At 43.4% G+C, this 19,338-nt stretch carries 16 protein-coding genes; 5 read left to right on the top strand and 11 right to left on the bottom strand.

The window, feature by feature from the left end; translation table 11 throughout:
- Positions 1–50: 50 nt before the first annotated feature.
- Positions 51–3,146 (bottom strand): DNA translocase FtsK, encoded by a 3,096-nt coding sequence (locus F946_RS15250; protein WP_004984271.1) that lies wholly within the window; start codon positions 3,144–3,146, stop codon positions 51–53.
- A 295-nt stretch (positions 3,147–3,441) separates the two neighbouring features.
- Between F946_RS15250 and trxB the strand changes: the two genes are divergently transcribed.
- From trxB to F946_RS15235, 3 genes are all read left to right on the top strand, one after another.
- Complete coding sequence (trxB, locus tag F946_RS15245) at positions 3,442–4,395, top strand: thioredoxin-disulfide reductase (protein ID WP_004984269.1); 954 nt, start codon at positions 3,442–3,444, stop codon at positions 4,393–4,395.
- A gap of 86 nt (positions 4,396–4,481) precedes the next feature.
- Positions 4,482–5,213 (top strand): leucyl/phenylalanyl-tRNA--protein transferase, encoded by a 732-nt coding sequence (aat, locus tag F946_RS15240; RefSeq protein WP_004984268.1) that lies wholly within the window; start codon positions 4,482–4,484, stop codon positions 5,211–5,213.
- Between the two features lie 21 nt (positions 5,214–5,234).
- Positions 5,235–6,050 carry an arginyltransferase gene (locus F946_RS15235; protein ID WP_004694916.1) on the top strand — a complete coding sequence of 272 codons (816 nt, stop codon included), beginning with the start codon at positions 5,235–5,237 and terminating at the stop codon, positions 6,048–6,050.
- Between the two features lie 29 nt (positions 6,051–6,079).
- On the opposite strand, the gene rimI is transcribed toward F946_RS15235, so the two are convergent.
- The 7 genes from rimI to F946_RS15200 form a co-directional block, all read right to left on the bottom strand.
- Positions 6,080–6,538: a ribosomal protein S18-alanine N-acetyltransferase gene (gene rimI / locus F946_RS15230; RefSeq protein ID WP_004984263.1), complete on the bottom strand. Its 459-nt coding sequence runs from the start codon at positions 6,536–6,538 to the stop codon at positions 6,080–6,082.
- Positions 6,539–6,642: 104 nt separating this feature from the next.
- Positions 6,643–7,524, bottom strand: a complete 882-nt coding sequence (locus F946_RS15225) for a metal-dependent hydrolase (protein ID WP_004984261.1) — start codon at positions 7,522–7,524, stop codon at positions 6,643–6,645.
- 295 nt (positions 7,525–7,819) lie between these two features.
- Positions 7,820–9,010: an elongation factor Tu gene (gene tuf, locus F946_RS15220; RefSeq protein WP_004692776.1), complete on the bottom strand. Its 1,191-nt coding sequence runs from the start codon at positions 9,008–9,010 to the stop codon at positions 7,820–7,822.
- Between the two features lie 93 nt (positions 9,011–9,103).
- Positions 9,104–11,239 (bottom strand): elongation factor G, encoded by a 2,136-nt coding sequence (gene fusA / locus F946_RS15215; protein WP_004694927.1) that lies wholly within the window; start codon positions 11,237–11,239, stop codon positions 9,104–9,106.
- A 130-nt stretch (positions 11,240–11,369) separates the two neighbouring features.
- Entirely contained in the window at positions 11,370–11,840 is a 471-nt protein-coding gene (gene rpsG, locus F946_RS15210; protein ID WP_004694929.1) for a 30S ribosomal protein S7, read from the bottom strand.
- A gap of 177 nt (positions 11,841–12,017) precedes the next feature.
- Entirely contained in the window at positions 12,018–12,392 is a 375-nt protein-coding gene (rpsL, locus tag F946_RS15205) for a 30S ribosomal protein S12 (protein WP_002050319.1), read from the bottom strand.
- Between the two features lie 154 nt (positions 12,393–12,546).
- Positions 12,547–14,004 (bottom strand): EcsC family protein, encoded by a 1,458-nt coding sequence (locus tag F946_RS15200; RefSeq protein WP_004984257.1) that lies wholly within the window; start codon positions 14,002–14,004, stop codon positions 12,547–12,549.
- Positions 14,005–14,282: 278 nt separating this feature from the next.
- Here F946_RS15200 and F946_RS15195 point away from each other — a divergent pair, with 278 nt between their 5' ends.
- Both F946_RS15195 and F946_RS15190 read left to right on the top strand, forming a co-directional pair.
- Positions 14,283–15,512 (top strand): beta-ketoacyl synthase N-terminal-like domain-containing protein, encoded by a 1,230-nt coding sequence (locus F946_RS15195; RefSeq protein WP_004694933.1) that lies wholly within the window; start codon positions 14,283–14,285, stop codon positions 15,510–15,512.
- Between the two features lie 23 nt (positions 15,513–15,535).
- The gene (locus F946_RS15190; RefSeq protein ID WP_004279237.1) at positions 15,536–15,988 is read left to right on the top strand and encodes a CopD family protein; all 453 of its coding nucleotides are present in this window, start codon (positions 15,536–15,538) and stop codon (positions 15,986–15,988) included.
- An 84-nt stretch (positions 15,989–16,072) separates the two neighbouring features.
- Here F946_RS15190 and F946_RS15185 read toward each other — a convergent pair whose 3' ends face one another.
- The 3 genes from F946_RS15185 to F946_RS15175 form a co-directional block, all read right to left on the bottom strand.
- Positions 16,073–17,179 (bottom strand): acyltransferase family protein, encoded by a 1,107-nt coding sequence (locus tag F946_RS15185; RefSeq protein WP_004984253.1) that lies wholly within the window; start codon positions 17,177–17,179, stop codon positions 16,073–16,075.
- Positions 17,180–17,366: 187 nt separating this feature from the next.
- The gene (locus tag F946_RS15180) at positions 17,367–18,809 is read right to left on the bottom strand and encodes an amino acid permease (protein ID WP_004984251.1); all 1,443 of its coding nucleotides are present in this window, start codon (positions 18,807–18,809) and stop codon (positions 17,367–17,369) included.
- Positions 18,810–18,950: 141 nt separating this feature from the next.
- A complete protein-coding gene (locus F946_RS15175) occupies positions 18,951–19,310 on the bottom strand; it encodes a RidA family protein (protein WP_004694941.1) in 360 nt (119 codons plus the stop codon).
- Between the last annotated feature and the right edge of the window lie 28 nt (positions 19,311–19,338).

Genomic DNA, 19,338 nt, shown 5'->3' with positions numbered 1-19,338 from the left:
TGCCTAAACTGAATGATTAAGAAAAAGCCTGCAATCCGCAGGCTTTCTTTTTAAACTAAAATTTCTCGCTTACCGTTCGCACCTTGCGCACTCACGATCCCATTTTCTTCCATTTGGTCGACAATCCGCGCGGCACGGTTATAGCCCAAACTAAACTTACGTTGTAGCGAGGACACCGAAACCTTGCGTGTTTCCAATACAAAGGATACACACTGGTCATAAAGTGCATCACGGTTTGGATCGCCATCACCATCTTCAAAGCCACGAGAACTTGGCTCTTCATCAAATGGCGTTAGGATTTCATCAACATAATTTGGCGAGCCACGTTCACGCCAAGCATCACAGATGCGGTTCACTTCATCATCGGCAATAAAGGCACCATGTACACGTTCAGGTTCAATTTTACCCGGCCCTAAGAACAACATATCACCATGACCCAGTAAGTCTTCCGCCCCACCAGCATCCAAAATCGTGCGTGAGTCAATTTTTGAGTTCACACGTAAAGCCACACGTGTTGGGATATTGGCTTTAATCAGACCCGTAATTACATCGACCGATGGACGCTGCGTTGCAAGTAACAAATGAATGCCTGCGGCACGTGACTTTTGTGCCAAACGCGTAATCATTTCTTCAGCTTTCTTACCGACCTGCATAATCATATCGGCAAACTCGTCCGCCACAATCACAATCGATGGTAATGGGGTCAAACGTGGTGCACGCTCACCGGCAACCGAATCACTGGCTTTCCAGGTCGGATCAATCAGCTCTTCGCCATTGGCAATCGCTTCTTCCACTTTACGGTTATAGTCCGCTAGCTTACGAATTTTTAAGAAAGACATCAGCTTATAGCGACGTTCCATTTCATTCACACACCAGTTCAAGGCACTGACTGCATCTTTCATGTCCGTGACCACAGGGGTAAGCAAATGTGGAATATCGTTATAGTTAGCGAGCTCTAACTGTTTCGGGTCAATCAAAATTAAACGCAACTCATTCGGCGTATATTTCAACAACATCGATAAAATCATCGAGTTTACTGCCACCGATTTACCTGAACCTGTGGTGCCTGCAACCAGCATATGCGGGGCTTTACCTAAATCAGCAATGACCGGGTTACCCGAAATATCTTTGCCCATTGCCATCGAAAGAATGCTATTTGGATCGGTAAAAGCAGGAATGGTCAACAACTCGATTAAACGCACCATTTCACGTGTGCTATTCGGCACTTCAATCCCGATATACGGTTTACCCGGAATAACTTCAACCACACGTACAGATGCCATCGACATTGAACGCGCAAGGTCACGGGAAATATTGGTCACTTTAGAGGCTTTCACGCCCGGTGCTAAATCCAACTCAAAACGAGTTACTACGGGCCCTGGCTGCGCTTCGACCACTTTGGCTTTGACATTGAACTCTTGTAGTTTAATTTCAAGCAATTCAGATAAACGCGCCAACTGTTCAGCAGTGAAATTGACTTTTTTATTGAGGTCAACTTCATCCAGTAAATCCAGTCCTGGCAGCGGTGATAAATCACGACGACGCTCTGCTACTTGCATGGACAAAGACATTGGACGGCCTGATGCATCAGTCAATGGCGCATCAAAGTCAAACTCTTCTTCGTCTTGCGGTTTTCCAGCGGTGTCCTGCCATGCTTCAATAAACGCTTCTTTGGACAAAACTTCTTTGGCTACAGCCGCTGTAGCACTTGTGCTCACTGTATTATGATGCTGAATGGGTGCTTGTACAAAAGCAGATGACTGCGCATAGCTACTGCTGGTGCGTACATCTGAAGCAGCTACTTTCTGCTCTGACCAATCCTCAGCAAGGAATTCGTCTAAATCATCCAATTCATCAAGCTGTGCTTTTGCAACTCCACTCGGCGCTGCTTGTAAGGCAACGGGACTTGCAGCAGCACTTAAGGTTGCAACCTCGGCTACCGCAATTGGATCTTCAACCACATGTAAATGAGACACAGGTTCAGGCGTATTAAAGGGGCTGTGAACATCCGTTGCTGTTTTGCCATTGGGTACGGCAGCAAGCAGCTCGTCAAAGATTTCATCATCATCCCAATCGACATTTTTCTTCTGTGCAGGGGCATCGTCTTGGAAATAATTAGGATCAGCAATTGGCGCTGTATGATCTTGCACCACTGCTTGAAAATGTTGTTCTGGGCTAAATGGGCGATCTTCTTCGGCAGCACGAAGTAAAGCATCAATATCATTTTTATGACGTTGATCTTCAGCTGAGTTTAATGCACGCCACACTTCCCCTGTCGCTACCACGCGCTGACTGTCTTGTTCTAATTGGTGCGCTTTTTCTATAGTCCGCTCAAGCTCTACTTCATCATCCACATCCACCTGTTGTTCTTGAACACGTTGCTCTTTGGCCACCATGTCATTAAACAAATGCTCTGCTGAATAGTCGCGCTGAGGTGCTTTAACTGATGCCTCTTGCACGGCTACTGGCGCCTCGACCAATTCCGTTGCTTCAATACCCTTTTTCGGTGCCGTTGCAATCACTTCTTTTTTGACGCTTGGCGTCGTACGATCAAAGGCAGACTCGCTTTCAGGTACGTTCCGGTAAAATAAATCTTGTAAATAAGCAGGAGTTGCTTTGAGGGTCGCGAAAGTACGGTTCCATTTGATACCGAAAGCCAAGGTCAATAAGACCGCGGTAAACACGACCAAAAATAAGGTTGCACCGTAAATGGTTAAAATCTGCGACAAACTTTGTCCCAGTTCATAACCAATAATGCCGCCAGAGGCATTGTCTAAAGTGTCTGCTGGAACTTTCCAAAACAAGAACAGTAAGCTGGCGGTTGCAAGCAAAATAAAGAATTGTGCAGCATAACGAAATGGGCGGTTTAAAAAACTATGCGGCCACCAGACTTGAATGGCTTCAATGAACAAAAACACAGGAATAAGTAGACTTGCCCAGCCTAAAAAACCGAACAGTAAGTCAGCAATCCACGCCCCTGCAACGCCACTGGCATTCGAGACTTGCAAAGTATCACTTGATATATGCATCCAGCCCGGATCAAATGGGGTATAGGTCACGGTAGCAAGGAACAAATAAATGCCAAACGAGACTAAAAATAATGTCATTAATAAGCGCTGTGCATAAGCACCCGACACCTCAGTCATATACTGTCCTGTAACAAATTCTTCATTAATGTTTTTGTTCGAAACCTAAAGCAAAAGTTTCACAATAAACGTCATATTATGCACCTCTTCTTTATAAAAAGATGCACTATTCTTAAATGCTTTATGTATAGCGAGCAGATGATTTTTCCACTTTTTCCCGCTCTACACCGCATATTTCTTCTATATAGCTCAAATCGATTTGATTGATCAATAATATCGACATTGAACTCACACAACTGTTATAGAGTTTCACGTATAATTCCACAAATTTCTAAATAAAAAAAGGATTCTACGTATGAGCGCTCGTCACTCACGTTTGATTATTCTCGGTTCAGGCCCTGCGGGTTACAGCGCTGCGGTATATGCTGCGCGTGCCAACTTAAAGCCGACACTGATTGCGGGTATCCAACTCGGTGGTCAGCTAACGACAACGACTGAAGTTGATAACTGGCCGGGTGACCCTGAAGGCTTAACAGGTCCTGTACTGATGGAACGTATGCAAGCGCATGCGGAACGTTTTGGTACTGAGATCATCTATGATCATATCAATGAAGTCGATCTTTCTGTACGTCCCTTTGTACTCAAAGGTGACATGGATGAGTTCACTTGTGATGCACTGATTATTGCCACAGGTGCGACCGCTCAATACTTAGGTCTTGAGTCTGAGGCTGCTTTTATGGGCCAAGGCGTGAGCGCATGTGCAACCTGTGATGGTTTCTTCTATAAAAACCAAAAAGTCATGGTTGTGGGTGGCGGTAATACTGCCGTTGAAGAAGCACTATATTTGTCTAACATTGCATCGCATGTGACTTTGGTTCACCGTCGTGACTCATTGCGTTCTGAAAAAATCCTTCAAGATCATTTATTTGAGAAAGAAAAAGAAGGCAAAATCAGCATCATTTGGAATCACCAAGTGGATGAAGTTTTAGGTGACAACACGGGTGTAACCGCAGTTCGCTTAAAATCGACTCAAGACGAATCTACACAAGATATTGATGTTCAAGGTTTGTTTGTTGCGATTGGCCACAAACCAAACAGCGCAATGTTTGATGGTCAATTGAACTTACGTGATGGCTATATCCAAGTCCAAAGTGGCACATCTGGTAATGCCACAGCTGCTTCTGTTGCAGGTGTATTCGCAGCAGGCGACATTGCTGATAGCGTTTATCGTCAAGCGATCACTTCAGCGGGTTCTGGCTGTATGGCTGCGCTAGATGCAGAAAAATATTTGGATGCTTTAGGCGAATAATCTGAGCCTTGAAAAAGACCGCCTCCCATAGGCGGTTTTTTTATGTATGATCTAAAAGTCATTTTTTATCATGTATACACACCACTATGCAGCAGTTACCGCCTTCTGAGTATATCTTTCCCGATCCGCTTGAAGTTGACCCCGAGGGTGAAGGCTTAATTTGTATCGGTGCAGACCTTTCCCCTTCTACCCTGTTTGAAGCATATACCCATGGTTTGTTTCCATGGTTCTCAACAGGCGAGCCCATTTACTGGTGGTGCCCCGAGCCACGTTGCATCATCCGTCCGCAGGATTATCAACCCAGCAAAACTCTCCTTCGGAGCATGAAAAAGCAGGATTATCGCATCACCATCAATCAAGCTTTTGAACGGGTGATCCGTGCCTGCTCACTACCACGCAGCTACGCTGATGACACGTGGATCAGTGATGACATTATAGATGGCTACTGTGCAATGTTTGATGCAGGTTATGGCTATAGTGTTGAAGTATGGGATCAAACACTCTTGGTTGGCGGACTATACGGCATCAGCATTGGACACGGCTGTTTTGGGGAGTCTATGTTCAGTACCGAAACGGATGTCTCAAAAATGGCATTTTATACTTTGATGTTGATTGGCCGTGAAAATAAGCTGCCTTGGATCGACTGCCAATTGGTCAATGATCATCTTTTAAGCCTTGGTGCTTGTACACTTTCTCGGCAAACCTACTTAAAATCGTTACAAGATGTTGTAAATCAACCTGCTATCGATTGGAAAATGTATCAGGAGGGTGTATTTTCAAGTAAAACAATAGCGCAAAATGCGCGACTGACTGAATAAAGAATAATAGAGGGATTTATCATGAATTCGTATCACCCGAAGTCCCTACTGAATGATTTACAGTATTACATCACGCCACCGCATGACTGCAGCTATCTAGAAAAAAAGTCAGCCCGGATGGTATTTCTCGATCCAGCGCATCGTATTGATGTCGTCACGCTGTCCGAACTTTCTCGCGTAGGTTTTCGTCGGAGTGGTGATTTTGTCTACCGCCCAGAGTGTCATCTGTGTCGACAGTGTCTGTCTAGCCGCGTACCTGTGCGCGAATTTAAAATGAACAGCAGTCAAAAAAAAGCATGGAAACGCAATCAAGATCTCACTTTAAAAATTACCCGCACTGCGGATGCCACCAAAAAACATTATGACTTATATGAGCGTTATATCTTTAAACGCCATGCAGATGGAGACATGTTCCCACCCAGCCGCGATCAGTTTGATAAATTCCTCGTCCATAGCTGTACCGAGAGCTTTTTCTTAGAACTGTGGAAAGAAGACCAGCTCATCTGTGTTTCGACCTGCGACCCTTTAGATGATGGCTTATCTGCGGTTTATACCTTTTTTGATCCCGATGAAAACAAACGCTCACTCGGCACTTTCGCCATTTTAAAACAAATCGAGCTCGCCAAAGCACGCGCTTTGCAGTTTGTGTATTTGGGCTATTGGGTGCCGCACTCAGAAAAAATGAACTACAAATCGCAGTATTTACCGCTAGAATTGCTGATTGATGGTCAGTGGCGCAGACTCAATCATAGCCTGAGTAGCGAGGAAGTGCAGCAACTGGGAAACTCCTTAATGACCACCCTACCTTCGGGGTGGAATAACGCCATTATTAAATAATGACGTTATACAGAAGCTCAACTGTTCTCTTATTTAAACAACTCGGAAAAGTCATCACTACACGATTTCACCATAATAATGGCATGCTCACGGCCACCATCTGGTTTAGGATAATAATTTTTACGCAAATCAATTTGATGAAAACCGGACTTTTCATACAAGGCAATCGCTGCCTGATTGCTCTCACGGACTTCCAAGAACACCTGTATCGGGTTGTTTTTGAGTTGTGCCAGTGATGCATCTAATAGCTGGTAACCCAACCCTTTGCCTTGCTGGCTTGGATGAATGGCCATCAACAATAAATTAGCCTCATCAAGAACAGGCTGAAGGATACAAAACCCTACGACCTGCCCTGCCTGTTCAATCACGGTGCTGTGATAAGACTGCATGGACTCTTGGAACTGTTGTAGGCTCCAAGGATGGGTTTGAACTAAATTTTCAATCTGCGCAATTTGGCTTAAGTCCGCAGCTTGCATTAAACGAATCATCTTCGTTTATCTTTCTAAAATGTGGAGGTCACAGTATAAAAAATTTGTGCTAAAAACCGAACAAAAAAAAGAGCGATTTACATCGCTCAAAGAGCCAAAACTGCTTAAAATCCTAATTTTAACTTCCACTTCTCAAGTAACGCATCGGTGTCGTGATGATTAGGATGAAAACCCGGTTTAAAGTACATGATCATTTCACGTGCCATCCCTGTAATAATTCCTTTCGATGGACTATATGCATAGGTATAAATATCCTTCAGCGCAGCCCTGTTCAGTTGTTTATCTTGCTGTAATAAACGAAATACAAAATACGACTGCACGCAGAATAAAATAGCCATGGCTGCAACCAGCGATCCTGTTCGTAGTAGATAGGATTTGATTCCCTTACCAAAAACCCCTTCAAACACATCATAAGCCACAGCTTTGTGCTCATTTTCTTCAATAGCATGCCATAACCACATGGTTTTCATGGTTTCATCGCTCATTAGCTCTTGAATGTGGTTATTGACCAACAACTGAGAGGCAATAGTTGCAGTAAAATGTTCCAGCGCGGTGGTTGCCGTTAAATCCACCATCTCTTGAGTAATACCCACAGGCTTGCCTAGAAAAGCAAACACTTTACGCGTGGTTTGAATTGCACGGTCGGTATAGCGATCAAGTGTTGCAACATCGTGCCCATACTTTTGTGCAGATGCATTAAAACCTTCATGTTCTTGCGTATGCATCGCTTCTTGACCAATAAAGGCTGAAATCTCTTTTTGTAATTCAGCATTATCCTTGATCGAGGGATGCTGTCTGACCGCACGAACACTGTCGATAAAAAACATTTCACCTGCTGGAAAGAGTGCTGACAGCGCGGTCATAAAATGGGTCAGTCCAGCTGAACCATTCATCCAATATTCAGGTACGCTTTCAAACTCAAAGTTCATCCGACGTACAGGGAAACTCGCACCCGCACGATTGGTGATTTTTACCTTCGCATTCATCTTTTTGCTCCTATGAATATCCTGAAGACATCCACTGCTTATAGTTGTTTTCGTCTTTTTATCTTACGTGATTGGGCTCCGCCTATAAGTGCAGTTAGGGTCAGCAAAATATCAGTTTAGGACAGTTTTCAGGGTGGATTGTTAGACAATTTAGTGTGCGTAATGTTCTACGCTATTTTTATGATGAACACTAAAGCATGCTGTATCTTGCCCGAGAATAATTACTTGCTTAGTAAAATGAATAGATAAAAAAAAAGCGCCCCAAAGGAGCGCTTTTTTTCACACAATCAGATGATTATGCAGTTACTTTAGCAACTACACCAGCACCAACTGTACGGCCACCTTCACGGATCGCAAAACGTAGACCTGGGTCCATTGCGATTGGGTGGATTAATTCTACTGACATTTCTACGTTGTCACCAGGCATAACCATTTCAACGCCATCTTGTAATTTGATCGCGCCAGTTACGTCAGTTGTACGGAAGTAGAACTGTGGACGGTAACCGTTAAGGAATGGAGTGTGACGACCACCTTCTTCTTTAGAAAGTACGTATACTTCTGCATCGAATTTAGTGTGCGGCTTGATTGCACCTGGTTTAGCAAGTACTTGGCCACGTTGTACGTCTTCACGCTTAGTACCACGTAGAAGAACACCACAGTTCTCGCCCGCACGGCCTTCGTCCAGAAGTTTACGGAACATTTCTACGCCAGTAACTGTAGTTACTTGAGTATCACGAATACCAACGATTTCAACTGATTCGCCTACTTTCACAATACCAGTTTCTACACGGCCAGTTACTACTGTACCACGACCAGAAATAGAGAATACATCTTCGATTGGCATTAAGAATGCTTGATCGATTGCACGTACTGGCTCTGGAATGTAAGTGTCAAGTGCGTCAACAAGAGCAACAACTGCTTCTTCGCCATACTGACCAGCGTCACCGTTAAGTGCAAGAAGAGCTGAACCACGGATAACTGGAGTGTCATCACCTGGGAAGTCATAAGTAGAAAGAAGTTCACGAACTTCCATTTCTACTAATTCAAGAAGTTCCTCATCATCAACAAGGTCACACTTGTTAAGGAATACAAGAATGTAAGGTACACCAACCTGACGAGAAAGAAGGATGTGTTCACGAGTCTGTGGCATTGGACCATCAGTCGCAGCACATACAAGGATCGCGCCGTCCATCTGAGCAGCACCAGTAATCATGTTTTTAACATAATCGGCGTGGCCCGGGCAGTCTACGTGTGCGTAGTGACGAGTTGGAGAATCGTATTCTACGTGTGAAGTATTGATTGTAATACCACGTGCTTTTTCTTCTGGTGCAGAGTCAATTGCAGCGTAGTCTTTCGCTTCGCCACCGAATTTCTTCGCACATACAGTTGCAATTGCAGCTGTTAAAGTTGTTTTACCATGGTCAACGTGACCGATTGTGCCCACGTTAACGTGTGGCTTATTACGTTCAAACTTAGCCTTAGCCATGAGATCTTCCTTTTTAAACTACTCATGCAGGATCACTGCATGAGCACTTGGTTTTTAACTATGAATTAGTTTGGGCTTATAGTAATCGAAAGATTACTCGTCGTCACCTTTTTTACCGCCAGACTGGAATTTAGAAATGATGCCTTCAGCCACGTTACGTGGAGTTTCAGCATATTTAGCAAATTCCATAGAGTATGTTGCACGGCCTTGAGACATAGAACGCATTTGAGTCGCGTAACCAAACATCTCTGCAAGTGGAACTTCAGCTTTAATTGCTTTAGTACCGCCAGGCAAGTCGTCCATACCTTGAACCATACCACGACGACGGTTTAAGTCACCCATGATATCGCCCATGTAGTCTTCTGGAGTTTCTACTTCAACTTTCATGATCGGTTCAAGCAAGATAGGATCTGCTTTCATGAAACCGTCACGGAATGCGTAAGAACCTGCCATTTTGAACGATAATTCGTCCGAATCGACATCGTGGTAAGAACCGTCAAACAATGTAGCTTTGATGCCAACAACTGGGTAACCAGCAAGGACACCATTCTTCATACGCTCTTGGATACCTTTATCCACAGCACCGAAGAATTCTTTAGGAACTACACCACCAACAACTTCTTCAACGAATTCGTAATCTTTTTCTGATTCAGGATCCATTGGCTCTAAACGTACGTATACGTGACCAAATTTACCTTTACCACCAGTTTGACGTACGAATTTACCTTCTTGTTCAACTGTCTTCTTGATCGTTTCACGGTAAGAAACCATTGGTTTACCAATGTTTGCTTCAACACCGAATTCACGCTTCATACGGTCAACAATGATGTCAAGGTGAAGTTCACCCATACCAGCAATAATTGTTTGACCTGACTCTTCGTCAGTACGAACGCGGAATGATGGATCTTCCTTAGCCAAACGACCTAAAGCAATTGACATTTTTTCTTGGTCAGCTTTAGTTTTTGGTTCAACAGCCAATGCAATTACTGGCTCTGGGAATTCCATACGCTCAAGTGTGATGACATTTTTCTCATCACAAAGTGTATCACCCGTAGTAACGTCTTTAAGACCTACACACGCAGCGATATCACCCGCACGAATTTCTTCAACGTCTTGACGATCGTTCGCGTGCATTTGCACGATACGGCCGATACGTTCACGTTTAGATTTAACTGGGTTATAAACAGAATCACCTTGTTTAAGTACACCAGAGTAAACACGTACGAAAGTTAAGTTACCTACGAATTTGTCGTTCATGATTTTGAACGCAAGCGCAGAGAACGGAGCTTCGTCAGATGCTTCACGAATCGCTTTAGTTTCAGCTTTGTCGTCAAGAACACCTTCAATCGCTTTAACTTCTGTAGGCGACGGTAAGAATTCAATTACTGCGTCCAACATACGTTGAACACCTTTGTTTTTGAACGCTGTACCACAAAGCATTGGTTGAATTTGACAAGCCAAAGTTTGAACACGTAGACCAGCAACGATATCTTCTTTAGATAGTTCGCCTTCTTCTAGGTATTTGTCCATTAGCTCTTCAGAAGCTTCAGCAGCAGCTTCAACCATGTTTACACGCCATTCTTCAGCAGTAGCTTGAAGTTCAGCCGGGATTTCACCGTATTCGAACTGCATACCTTGTGAAGCTTCATCCCAAATGATCGCTTTCATTTCGATCAAGTCGATTACGCCTTGGAAGTTTTCTTCAGCGCCAACAGGGATTACTACAGGTACAGGAGCTGCACCTAAACGTGTCTTCATTTGTTCAACAACACGGAAGAAGTTTGCACCAGTACGGTCCATCTTGTTTACGAATGCTAAACGAGGCACTTGGTATTTGTTCGCTTGACGCCATACAGTTTCAGACTGAGGTTGTACACCACCTACAGCACAGTAAACCATACACGCACCATCAAGAACACGCATAGAACGTTCAACTTCAATTGTGAAGTCAACGTGTCCCGGTGTATCAATTACGTTGATACGGTGTTCAGGGAACTGTTTAGACATACCTGACCAGAATGTAGTCGTAGCAGCAGAAGTAATGGTAATACCACGTTCTTGCTCTTGCTCCATCCAGTCCATTGTTGCTGCACCGTCGTGTACTTCACCAATTTTGTGAGATACACCTGTGTAGAACAAAATACGTTCTGTAGTTGTGGTTTTACCCGCATCAATGTGCGCAGAAATACCAATGTTACGATAACGAGAAATTGGGGTTTGACGAGCCATGATTTCTTGCATTCCTAAATTTTGTTGTTTAAAACAGGCGCTTTAAGCTGACGAACAGCTTAAAGCGATTCGATGACAGTTTGGCGTAAGCCAAGCTATCACCCTCCTGAATAGGGGCTGTTTTAGTCGCTTAGAAGCGGTAGTGAGAGAATGCTTTGTTGGCTTCAGCCATACGATGCACGTCATCACGTTTTTTAACCGCTGCGCCTTTACCTTCAGCTGCATCAAGCAACTCACCAGCAAGACGTAAAGCCATAGTTTTTTCAGAACGCTTAGCAGCAGCATCTACTAACCAACGCATAGCTAGAGCAGTACGACGGGATGGGCGTACTTCCATAGGTACTTGATAAGTAGCACCACCAACACGGCGTGCTTTTACTTCAACCATAGGACGAACTTTTTCAAGAGTAGTCTCGAAAAATTCAACTGGGTCTACTTTGTTTTTTTCTTGAACGCGGTCTAAAGCACCGTAAACGATACTTTCAGCAATAGATTTTTTACCATCTTGCATTACGTGGTTCATGAATTTAGCGATTGTTTGGCTGCTGAACTTAGGATCCGGAAGGATTTCACGAGCAGCAACTACGCGACGTCTTGGCATTTTAAACTACCTATATATATGACACTTCAGGTTAATCCAGCCGTAGCACAAAGTGTCATGTGCTTTCGCTGGCCTTACTACACGTCGCTTGAATTTCACAAAATTAATGCAGAAATCAGACAAGCGAGACGATAAAGGATTGCAGTTCTAGCGAACTAAGAAGTTAATCTCGAAAGATTATTTCTTAGGACGTTTAGTACCGTATTTAGAACGAGACTGGTTACGATCTTTCACACCAGCACAGTCTAAAGAACCACGAACGGTATGGTAACGTACACCTGGTAAGTCTTTAACACGACCACCACGGATAAGAACAACACTGTGCTCTTGTAGGTTGTGGCCTTCACCACCGATGTAGCTAGAAACTTCAAAGCCAGAAGTTAAACGCACACGGCAAACTTTACGCATTGCTGAGTTAGGTTTTTTAGGTGTAGTTGTGTAAACACGTGTACAAACACCACGACGTTGTGGACAAGCCTTCAACGCAGGAACTTTAGATTTTTCAACTAAAGTCGTACGACCCTTACGGATCAACTGATTTGTTGTTGCCATTTGGCAATTCTCCCGTTAATAAAAAACCCAAAAAAAGACGACTTTTTGAGGGCATGCAATTGTAAGCTAAGACGTAAAAATGGTCAACATTTCAAACTACATGTAATGTTGACCAAATCAGGGCTTTTACAAATTTCTATCTATTTTAAAGGGTTTATTTTTTACTTGGTGCATTTCGTCTTTTTGTAACCTTTTTTTCAGTCGACTCTACTGCAGGTTTTGCTGTGACTTTTGAAGCCGTATTGGGCTCATTTTCCGTAAAAGACTCATTATTGTTCTGTATGGTCTCTTCAACCTCATCCACCGGATATAAATCTGCAAGATCTTCTTCTACTTGTAGGGCTGGTTGCTGCGGTGCGACAGCATCATGAGGTTCAACCATTTGATCTGCGAGCTGTTCTAACCCTTGTTGAACACGCTCTTCGGTTGCGACAGGCTCTGTGACTTTGTCAGACTTTTTCTGAATCTTAACCTTGGCAATACTTTGATGACCATTTAACTCTACTTCAGCCCCAAGCTTCAAATCTAAGCTATCCGTATCTGATGTACTGCGCTGTGACAACAGTCTTGGCGAGGCTTTCACCAAAAGCTCAAGTGAGCGTTCATATGCAGTTAAAGCACTCAGGCTAGTATCTTTTTGTTGAATGATATATTGACGGGCTTGTGAAAAAACCAGTTGTGCTTTTTGGTGTACATCATCAACAAGGCGCCAATTATAGGCTGCACTCACCCCTGCACTGGCAATTGGTGTGAGTTTTGCTAGCTTATTCAGTAGCGAGAGGTTGGCAATCGACTGTCCCCATTTCAGCTGACCATCGGCATTGGTCAACCATTTCTTTAAGGCTTCAATATCATTGCTTGAACCTAAAAGCTGTTGTAACTGAGAGACATCATGGGTTTGCAAGGTACTTGAAATGGCTTTTATCGCCATCAACAAAGTTTGTTTTTCCGCAATCAGCCCAAGATCAATCTGTTTAAAAATAAACTGGACGATGTCTTGATCGGACTCTTTACTTAAGTCAAAGCCATAAGAACGTCCCACTTGGTAAATCATACGTAACGACATCACCAAGGAAGCAGGGACATCTACGGTTGAGCCCATAAAGCCCGTTGCTCCAGTCAGTGCACCTTGCAAGATAGCAATAATTTTATTTTGTTCGGACAATGCCTGACTAATCCGTTTTGAACGGTCGACATCTTGGGTCAGCATTTCTAAATCACGCACGCCTGCTTCATCTAAAACGGCATCGACCGAGCTCATACTCGAGCTAAATTGATTGAGCTGGCTAAAAAAATAATCTGCGGCTTTATCGGAAAGTTGTGGCGACACAAAATGCGCGACTCGATTTGCGTTCACATAATGACGTCCTAATAAATGACGTGATACTGTCGGCAGATGGTCTCTTAAGACTTGCTGCGGGTGTTCATAACGCTTATTTTTCGATTTTGTTTTTGTACTCGCACTATCACCAGTTGTAGCATTGGTCAGTGCTGAGGCCGTATCTGGGCTCACTTGGTTTAATATGTTTAAACCTGTATGGCTGAGCTTTTTAGCCACTCCGAAGGCATTTGAAAAGAAACCACTGCGCTGTTTATTGTTTGAATCCGCCATTCCGTACCCCGTACTTTATAATCTTTCATTTCTAGCTAAATACTAGGTGTAGTACGCATTTATCTCAATAAGAATATGTGTCTTTTAGTAAAGTTGAAATGCTCTGCTCCTGATTTTAAGACAAGTCAAATTGGCATAGGATTTGCCATAAGAATTAAAAATTCTTTCTGCTATTATGATCTGCATTGAAAACATAAGAGTTGCAATTGGCTTAGAAATAAATTGTTGATTCATCTTTAAGCGCAACTCTGCAAAACCACCATATAAGGGATCTTTAAATGAAACGTGTAGTAATCACTGGCATGGGTATCAACTCATGTATCGGTAATACTTTGGAAGAAGTTACTCATGCATTACAAAACGGGATTTCTGGGACACGTTTTAACCCAACCTATGCTGAACTCAATTTTAAAAGTCATATCAGCGCTGCTGCTGAACAAGACTTTGATGGTATCGACCGTAAGCTAAAACGCTTTATGGGTGTTTGTGCCATGTATGCATACAATGCTGCGGTTGCTGCAGTTGAAAATGCAGGCTTAACAGCAGAGCAAATTGGTGGCAACCCACGCTATGGTATCGCGGGCGGTTCAGGTGGTGGCTCAACTGCATCTGTAGTTGAAATGAAAGAATTGTTAGACACTAAAGGCGCACGTAAAGTTGGTCCGTTCTTCGTACCACGTAATATGTCGAACACAATTACAGCAAACGTTGGTGTTGCTTTTAAAATGCAAGGTGTTGCACACACCATTACCAGCGCATGCGCAACGTCTGCTGATGCAATTGGTTATGCCTACAACCTAATTCAACTCGGCAAACAAGACTTAATGCTTGCAGGTGGTGGTGAAGAAGATCACTGGTCTCAAAGCTTGTTATTTGATGCGATGGGTGCACTGTGCTCAAAATACAATGACACACCAGAAACAGCGTCTCGCCCTTATTCAGCAGACCGTGATGGTTTCGTGATTGCTGGCGGTGGCGGTTTTGTAGTGCTTGAGTCTTTAGAACATGCGCAAGCACGTGGTGCCAACATTTTGGCTGAAGTCGTGGGCTATGCTGCAAACTCTGATGGTGCAGACATGGTTGCGCCATCTGGTGAAGGTGCGACACGTTGTGTACTGATGGCACTTGAAGAAGCAAAACAACACGGCGTAGACAAAATTGACTATGTGAATACGCATGGTACGTCGACGCCTGCTGGTGACATCACTGAATTAAAAGCAATGGAACGTGCATTTGGCGAAGGTCAAGTTCCTCCATTGAGCTCAACCAAATCAATGACAGGTCATAGCTTAGGTGCAGCGGGCGTACAAGAAGCGATCTACTCAGTCCTAATGATGCAAAATGACTTTATTGCTCCAAACATCAACGTGACTGAGCTGGATGAAGGCGCAAAACCGTTTGATATCGTGCTTGAAAAACGTGACGCAAAATTGAATACTGTGATGAGTAACAGTTTCGGTTTCGGCGGCGTAAACGCTTGTCTCATTTTCAAAAAGTGGGAAGGCTAAGCTGCCCAATTTAGGGTGACTTGATGGATGCTCCTTCTGATGCTTTCTTGTGGGTAAAAGCATTACATATTATTGCGGTGGTATGCTGGTTCGCAGCTTTGTTCTACTTGCCACGGCTGTATGTTTACCATGCCATGAGCGAAGATGCCGTCAGTCATCAACGCTTTGAAGTCATGGAACGTAAGCTGTACCGTGGCATCATGTGGCCAGCCATGTTGGCTACCTTGATTACGGCGCACTTTTTGGTGGATTGGGGTGATGCAACGCGTCACTATCATGAAGCCTTATGGTTTTACCTTAAAGTCGGCCTGGTCGGCTTATTGGTGATTTACCATCTGGTGTGTGGTTATTACCGCAAGAAGCTGATTGATAATGCACATTACAAGTCACACAAGTTTTGGCGTTATTTTAATGAGATGCCAACCCTGATCTTATTTGCAGTGGTGATTTTAGTCGTAGTTAAACCTACTTTCTAATTCACCTGCACAATAAAAAAATCCCCGATCAGTCGGGGATTTTTAATATCTGTAAAAAATCAACAGCACAACCAAAGATCCGCGCTACGAGCGTATCCAAGATTGACGAATTTTTAAATTGAGCGGGGTCGAATAATATTTCTCAATCGCCCAACTCAAAATAAACACCGCGATAAAATAAACAAGCAACAACATCAACTTTTCAGCCGCTACAGTTTCTTTGGGAAAATACACCACTTTCATTAAGCCGAGAATAATCAAATGAAACAGATACATTTCATAGCTACGCCGTCCAATCCAGACCAAACTCTGTGTTGTGTATGAGGTAGGTTTAACTTTCAGGTCTTGGGTAAAACACAATATGAGTAACGCCGTAAGTAAAGCACATACGCTAATGCCCCAAGTACTCACCTCTTTGATGGGTGCATAAAAATATAAAGCGGTCATTAGAAACGCTGTCACAGCAACAATTACTTTTGGATTGTAAATAGCAGCTTTAAAATGTTGCGCATACATTGCGGTGAGGCAGCCAATGGCAATTCCATCAAAGCTGGAGAAATAATGATACAGATAAGCGCCGCTTTCCTCGCCAAAATGGAGTGCACGAAAATACGGTGCATACGCGATGACAGCGAGCAAAAAAACAATAAAGCCTTTGCCCCGACCAAGCCCTAAACACAGGACAGGAAACGCCAAATAGAAAACCTCTTCAACCAATAAAGACCATAATACGCCCAAGGCATAGTTCACCCAGCCGTATTCAATAATCAATAGATTCATCCAGAAACTCAAAGCTGAAAGAACAGTCACAGCATAGGACACCTCTACGCCATTGGGCGACTGATTGATAAAGGGTTGCAATCCTAAACTTCCGAGCACACTGACCATCGCGACCAATAACACCAGACACGGCATGATTCGGGCAATACGACGGATATAAAAATCTTTCAGCTTAATCTGCGCCAAAGATCCACTACGCTGTAAAGTATGCTGGGTAATCAAAAAACCTGAAATGACAAAAAACATGGTCACACCATAGTTGCCGTTTCGGGCAATCAAGGTACTTAAGCTCTCGCCTCCGATTAGGATGCCGAGAAAGGTATCGTGTAATTTATACGGAATATTGAAATGGTGAATCAGCACCAACAGGATGGACACGCCACGCAGGATGTCAATTTTATAATTACGCATAAATCATTATTAAAATTTTAAAGTGCCTCATTAAAATTGAAATCGCCTGATTTAGACAGCTTTTATATATAAAATCATACAATGATCTAACACTGAATTAGAACCCATTGATTCAGCTCAAGCAAAAAGAAAGCCCTGCTTATGCAGGGCTTTCTTTTAAACATCACGAGTACAGAATAAATGTTACTTAGTTATCCAATTGCTGCCCTAACAGACGTTTTTTCATACGCGGTTTGTACAGCAGTTGATACGTCACGGCTAAAATAATCACCCATAGTGGACTGATCATCAATGCGCGAAGCGTATCCGCCTCTAAACTCAAAATAATCAACGTAAAGAACAAGAAGATTAAGACCACATAAGACATCCAAACACCGCCCGGCATTTTAAAAGTCGATTTTGCATGTAGCTCAGGACGCAATTTACGGTAGCGGATATAGCACACCATAATAATGCTCCAGATACTAATGAACAGAATCACACACAATGAGCTGGCTAATGTAAAGGCTTCAACCGTATTTGGTACAAAGTACTGTAGCGCCGCACCTGCCATGATAAAAGCACATGAGAAGAATAAGCCTTTTGCTGGTACAGCACGTTTTGACAGACGCGCTAGGCTCTGTGGTGCTTGCCCTTCTCTTGCCAAACCAAACAGCATACGTGATGTAGAGAACACACCACTATTCATTGAAGACATCACTGAAGACAGCACCACCAAGTTCATAATGATGGCTGAAGTTGGAATACCTGCATGTAAAAATAGTGAAACGAACGGACTTTGATCCGCAGGAATTTGATTCCACGGCGTCACCGACATCACCACAAATAATGACAAGACATAGAACAAAATGATACGGGTTGGAATCGCATTCACTGCTTTCGGTAAGTTCTTTTCAGGGTCTTTGGTTTCAGCAGCCATGGTTCCAATCAGCTCTACACCGACAAAGGCAAAGAGTGCAATTTGGAAGCCTGCTAGAAAGCCACTACCACCTTGAGGGAACATACCACCATGCGACCAAACATGACTGAAGCTTGCAACTGAACCGCCCGGTGCTTGGAAATGGCTAAACACCATAAAGCCACCAATCACGATCAGCCCTAAAATGGCTAAAATTTTGATTAAAGCAAACCAAAATTCAATTTCACCAAAGAGTTTCACGGTCAGCAAATTTAACCCAAGGACAAACAGCACACAGCCGACACTGATTAAAGCCTGCCCCATGGGAGTAAAGGCCATGTCTGGCGGGAGCCAAAAGCCGAGATAGTTAATAATGGCTGCCAAGTCCGCAATACCAACCAAGACCCAACCGAGCCAATAGGACCAACCGATATAGTAACCCGCACCCGGCCCAATCAGATCATGAGCCATATCGATAAACGACTTATAGTGCAAATTTGACAATAAAATTTCGCCCAATGCACGCATTAGGAAGAAGAACATGGTCCCGATAATCATATAAATGATCAGAATAGAAGGACCAGCAAGAGAGATGGTTTTGCCCGAACCCATGAACAGGCCCGTACCAATCGCGCCACCAATAGCAATCAATTGCAGGTGGCGGTTGGATAATTTCCGTTGTAATTCATGCGATGATGCATTTGCACCGTCAGCTTGTGGGGTAGTCGTCATAATTTAACATCCTGTTAAAGTCCTTTTTTGCGTATAAACCATGTTCATACAGTGCTCGTTATCCTAACGGGCGGCATTTATACGCTCATCAGCACTTCGGTTGAAATCCAAGCGCTGATATACACGGGGAGAGTTTAAAAATTAGTTTTGTGCAGCCGTCACTGCAATTTCGATCAACCAGTTTGGATTAACCAAATCAGCCTGAATCGTGGCACGTGAAGGTGCTACACAACCATTCATCCAGTCAATCCAAATCGCATTGACTGTAGAAAAATCAGAGAGATTTTTGATGTAAAGCTGAGCAGATAACAAACGTGATTTATCTGTATTTGCCAAAGCTAAAAGCTCATCAATTGTTGCTAAAATTTCACGGGTCTGACCTGCGACATCATTGTCGGTATTTTTTGGCACTTGCCCTGACAAATACACCACTTGATTAAACACAGTGACTGCACTCATGACTTCGTTGGTGTTGAATTTTTGAATGTCTGAATGTGACATAGGTCTTTCCTTGTATGAAACTGTATAA

The organism is Acinetobacter johnsonii ANC 3681 (genome assembly GCF_000368805.1).
GTDB lineage: Bacteria > Pseudomonadota > Gammaproteobacteria > Pseudomonadales > Moraxellaceae > Acinetobacter > Acinetobacter johnsonii.
Note: the sequence above shows the minus strand (reverse complement) of the source record. Positions and strands in the feature narration are given on the sequence as shown.